The 4454-nt window shown below is 61.5% G+C and carries 6 protein-coding genes and 3 tRNA genes; 6 read left to right on the top strand and 3 right to left on the bottom strand.

Annotated elements, in window-relative coordinates:
* On the top strand, window positions 1-579 hold a 579-nt coding region (locus AC1DMG_RS20145), incomplete at its 5' end, for a TetR/AcrR family transcriptional regulator (RefSeq protein ID WP_477180980.1).
* A gap of 3 nt (window positions 580-582) precedes the next feature.
* Here AC1DMG_RS20145 and AC1DMG_RS20140 read toward each other — a convergent pair.
* Entirely contained in the window at window positions 583-1527 is a 945-nt protein-coding gene (locus AC1DMG_RS20140) for an MBL fold metallo-hydrolase (protein ID WP_477175922.1), read from the bottom strand.
* Window positions 1528-1632: 105 nt separating this feature from the next.
* On the bottom strand, window positions 1633-2334 hold the full coding sequence (locus AC1DMG_RS20135; protein WP_441611300.1) for a pirin family protein: 702 nt from the start codon (window positions 2332-2334) through the stop codon (window positions 1633-1635).
* Between the two features lie 238 nt (window positions 2335-2572).
* Between AC1DMG_RS20135 and AC1DMG_RS20130 the strand changes: the two genes are divergently transcribed.
* The 5 genes from AC1DMG_RS20130 (at window position 2573) to AC1DMG_RS20110 (ending at window position 4101) form a co-directional block, all read left to right on the top strand.
* Window positions 2573-2648 (top strand) — tRNA-Gly (locus AC1DMG_RS20130).
* 82 nt (window positions 2649-2730) lie between these two features.
* Window positions 2731-2804 (top strand) — tRNA-Cys (locus AC1DMG_RS20125).
* Between the two features lie 101 nt (window positions 2805-2905).
* A tRNA-Leu gene (locus tag AC1DMG_RS20120) sits at window positions 2906-2992 on the top strand.
* A 42-nt stretch (window positions 2993-3034) separates the two neighbouring features.
* Window positions 3035-3280, top strand: a complete 246-nt coding sequence (locus AC1DMG_RS20115; protein WP_441605659.1) for a hypothetical protein — start codon at window positions 3035-3037, stop codon at window positions 3278-3280.
* A gap of 152 nt (window positions 3281-3432) precedes the next feature.
* Window positions 3433-4101, top strand: coding sequence for a response regulator (locus AC1DMG_RS20110; protein WP_441605658.1), 669 nt, complete (start codon window positions 3433-3435; stop codon window positions 4099-4101).
* Window positions 4102-4172: 71 nt separating this feature from the next.
* On the opposite strand, the gene AC1DMG_RS20105 is transcribed toward AC1DMG_RS20110, so the two are convergent.
* The coding region (locus AC1DMG_RS20105; protein ID WP_477180979.1) for a hypothetical protein at window positions 4173-4454 on the bottom strand (282 nt) is incomplete at its 5' end.

Below are 4454 nucleotides of genomic sequence, written 5' to 3'. Positions count from 1 at the left end.
GAACCCACCTCCGACGCCAAACCCAAGGCGGCCGAACGCATTCGCCGTACCGCGCGCGAACTGTTCTATCGCGAAGGCATACGCGCGATTGGCGTAGAAGAGATCGTGACGCGTGCTGGCGTGACCAAGCCCAGCCTCTATCGCAGCTACGCCTCCAAGGACGAACTTGCCGCCGAATACCTGCGCGACTACGAGGTGGCGTTCTGGAAAGTGTTCGAGGCTGGCGCGCAGATCCATCCCGATGATGCGCGCGCACAACTGATGGCGTACTTCGAAGGGCTGGCTCAACGCGCCACCCAGGCAGGCTATCGCGGCTGCGGTTTGACCAACGCGGTGGTGGAGTATCCCGGCGACGATCATCCCGCGCGCAAGGTCGCCGAGGAACACAAGCAGAAGTTGCGCGAGCGACTGATCGAACTGTCGACGGCGATGGGAGCGAAAGATCCGGCACTGCTCGCCAATGGCCTGCTCCTGCTGCTCGAGGGTACGTATTCCTCGGGCCAGCTATTCGGACCGCATGGCCCCGCTGAATCGCTGGTCAAAGTCGCCAATCAGTTGATCGACGCATCGCTGCCTTGATCTTTAGCTGGCGCGGCGCTGCTGATCCAGCCAGATGCCGAGGCCTTGCGCGTTGAGCTCCACGTCCATGCCCAGGATCTCCAGCAGTTGAGCGCGGTCACCCGACCAGCCATGCGCTTGCGCGCGGGTCAGATAGAGCTCGGTCAACGCGGTTTTCATTGCCTCATGGCGCTGTGCGGCATCTGTTGATGCATCGCCGGCGGATCGGGCGATGGACACCATCGCATCGATCTGCGCGTGCAAATCATCGGCGAGTTTTTCGACGCCTTCGACGCGGTCGTAGTGGGTGAGATACATCGCCAGCGGTTGCAGCGCGATCAGTCGATTGATCGAGGCATGCAAGGCCTTCGGGTCGAACTGCACCGGCGATGTGGTCGGCAGGATGAAAGGGCCTCTCGCCGTATCGAATTCGCGATACGACAAACCAAACGTGTCGCCCGTGAAGCACACCCGCGCGCGTTCGTCGTAAACGCTCAGATGATGACGTGCGTGTCCAGGCGTATCCAGGCAAAGCAGGGGACGACCCGATAGCGAAACCACGTGCCCATCCGGCGCTTCAACCACGCGCTCGGCGGGAATGGGGCGCAGCCGGCCATAGGTGGTCTCCATCACCTCTTGGCCATAAACCGCCGATGCACCCGCCCACAGTTGACTGGGATCGATCATGTGCCGCGCACCGCGTGGATGCACAACAAGACGCGCATTAGGCAGCTGCGCGATCAACTCGCCGGCGCCGCCGGCATGATCGAGATGAACGTGGGTGAGAATCAGCCAGTCGACGTTGGCCGGCGCAAGCCCTGCCGCGTCCAGCGCGTTGAGCATGTTGGGCACGGCATAGTTGGTGCCGCAGTCGATGAAGGCCGCGCGGGCGTTTTCCACCAGCAGATAGGCCGCATCGAAGTGCGGGCGCACGAAACCGGTGTCGATCGTATGAATGCCGTGTGCCATCGCCAACCTCGCGCTGTGGGATCAGGCGAGGTTAGCAAGGTCGCTGCGGTGGTTCACTCCCACCTTGGTCGACGGAGGATGGACGGCGCCATCCTCCGCCAATGCTTACGCTGCCGTATCGACCAGCACCAGCTCGGCATCTTCCAGCGCCGTCACGGTAAGTTTCGATTCGTCGCGAATCGCAGCGCCGTCACGCGCATCCAGCGCCACGCCGTTCACTTCGATCTTGCCCTTGGCGGGGACGAGATAGGCGTAGCGGGTGGTGTCCAAGTCGTACACCGCGGTCTCGCCGGCTTTCAGCGTCGCACCCAGCACGCGCGCATTCGTGCGCAGGGGCAGGGCATCGGCGTCATCGTTGAAGCCGCTGGCAAGCGTCACGAAGCGGCCGGAACGATCGCCCGGCGGGAACGGCTTGGTGCCCCACGACGGCGGCTTGCCGTGCTCATCGGGAATGATCCAGATCTGGAAGATCTGCGTATTGCCCGATTCCAGGTTGTATTCCGCATGCGTGATGCCCGAACCGGCACTCATCACCTGCACATCGCCAGCCACGGTGCGGCCTTTGTTGCCAAGATTGTCCTGATGCGTGATGGCSCCTTCGCGCACATAGGTGATGATTTCCATGTCCGCATGCGGATGCGGCGGAAAGCCCGTCTGCGGCGCGATGGTGTCGTCGTTCCACACGCGCAGCGCACCCCAGCCCATGCGCGCCGGGGCGTGATAGTTGGCGAACGAGAAGTGATGCTTGGCGTCGAGCCAGCCGTGGTTGGCTCCGCCCAGGCTATTAAAAGGTCGGCGGTCGATCATGCTGCACTCCTGATAGTGGGTAGCGCCTAAAAGCGCCTGCACACAAGATAAGCCCGCGCCGCGTAGTTACCAGTCACTGCAAAGGGAACGGACTGTTGCCGGAATACGCTTATGGGGTGGCGGCGGGTTGCGCCGCGAGGTTTCGAGACGCCGACCGCAGGGCTCGGCAGAATGATGAAAAAAGTCTTGCCAGACTCTTCACAAATGCCTTCGTTCTGCTATTATTTCCGACTCAGACGCGGGAATAGCTCAGTTGGTAGAGCACGACCTTGCCAAGGTCGGGGTCGCGAGTTCGAGTCTCGTTTCCCGCTCCAGTTTTCGGCAAAACCTCGGCATTCCGGGGTTTTGTTTTTTCAAACGGATGGTGACTGTTTCAGGTTACGATCCGTGCGCAATGGCCTGGTGGCAGAGTGGTCATGCAGCGGCCTGCAAAGCCGTGTACGCCGGTTCGATTCCGACCCAGGCCTCCATTGCGCACCAGTATCAACCCGCCGCCAGGCGGGTTTTTTCTTGGCCGCATCCCTGCGAGCGCCCGTCGCACGCGTGCTAGGATGCGCATCCTTCCGTATCGGMCCGGATGGCGAAACTGGTAGACGCAAGGGACTTAAAATCCCTCACCCGCAAGGGTATCCCGGTTCGATCCCGGGTCCGGGCACCATTCGCACGATCACCGCTGCGATTCGCACTATCGAGGGATGTCATGAGCGGCATCAGACTTCTCGGCCCTTTTGAGGATCGCGTTGCGGCGCAATTGCCCGAAGGCTTTGTCGTGGGCCAGTGCAAGAGTGCCGGCAGGATCGAGCAGGGTGCTGTCATCCATGGGGTGGCTCGTCGCGTCGGCGAACAGCAGTGGACTGATGAGGATGGCCACGAGATGACCGTGATGGTCGAGGATTTCGACCTTGACGCGGTGGCCTTACGGAACTGGTCAACCGGTGTCGAATGAGCTCGTCGGCGTGCTGGCGATGAGACATGTAAGGCAATGCCCTTCACGTCGGTAGGCCCTTATTGCGGATCTGTTTTTTAAGTAGTTCAGCTGCTTGCATTAACCCAGGTGGCGGCCTATGGTCATTAGGACAAACCCAAGGAGGGAGACTGGTGATCAAGGTAGTTTTAATTGACGATCACGAGCTGGTGCGCACGGGATTCAGGATGATCCTGCAGCAGCAGCCGGATATTCAGATCTGCGGCGAAGCGGGAACTGCCGAAGAAGGGTTGAGACTGATCCGCGCAAAGGCGCCGGATATCGCCCTGGTGGATGTCCATATGCCCGGCATGAGCGGCATCGAGCTGACCGAGCGCGTATCGCGCTCCAAGCTGGCCACCCACATCATCATCGTCACCGTGGTTGATGACGCACGCTTTCCTAAGCGCTTGCTCGATGCCGGCGCGCTGGGTTATCTCACCAAGGGTTGCACGTCCGACGAGCTGCTCGACGCGGTGCGTCAGGTCGCGTCCGGTCGACGCTATCTGGCCCCGGCGGTGGCGCAGCAGCTGGCGCTGGCGACGTTGGACGGGGAAGGTTCTCCGTTCGATGCCTTGTCCAGCCGTGAGCTCGAGGTGGCCATGATGCTGGTCCGTGGCAAAGCCCTGACCATGATCGGCGAGCAGCTCAATCTCAGTCCCAAGACCGTATCCACCTATAAGCAGCGCCTGATGGAAAAGCTGCAGGTGGATCATGTGATCAGCCTGGCGCATCTGATGACGATCCACGGCCTGCTCGATACCCACAACAACCAGGTGGGCAACAACCAGCCTGGCGGCTGATCTTCTCGCAGGGCAGGCATAAAAAAAGCCGGACATTCGTCCGGCTTCTTTTTTATCGACTAGACGCGTCCTCAACCGTGCGAGGAGGCGTCCTTCTTGACGTCGTCTGCCGTTTCTTCGCTAACCGCATGCGGCGCTGCGGGCTCGACGGCCTGCGGCTGCGACAGTGCGGCATGCGCCAGCAGATCGCCCTGTGCAGGCGACGCCACTGGCGTCGCTTCGGGCTCAACCATGTGCTCGGCCTTGACCGCTACCTCGTTGTGCTCGGCCACCGCGGGAGCGGCAGGCTCGGCAACGGCAGCGTGACTGATCGGCGCCGACACCGGCTCGATCTTCGGCGACACATCGAGATG

This window comes from Dyella sp. 01N36, assembly GCF_056399745.1.
This window is presented reverse-complemented; position numbering and strand designations above follow the sequence as displayed.

Coding starts and splice junctions, on each gene's coding strand:
- AC1DMG_RS20140 (WP_477175922.1), bottom strand. CDS start 1,527: ATGGCACACGGCATTCATACGATCGACACCGGTTTCGTGCGCCCGCAC.
- AC1DMG_RS20115 (WP_441605659.1), top strand. CDS start 3,035: ATGAGCGGCATCAGACTTCTCGGCCCTTTTGAGGATCGCGTTGCGGCG.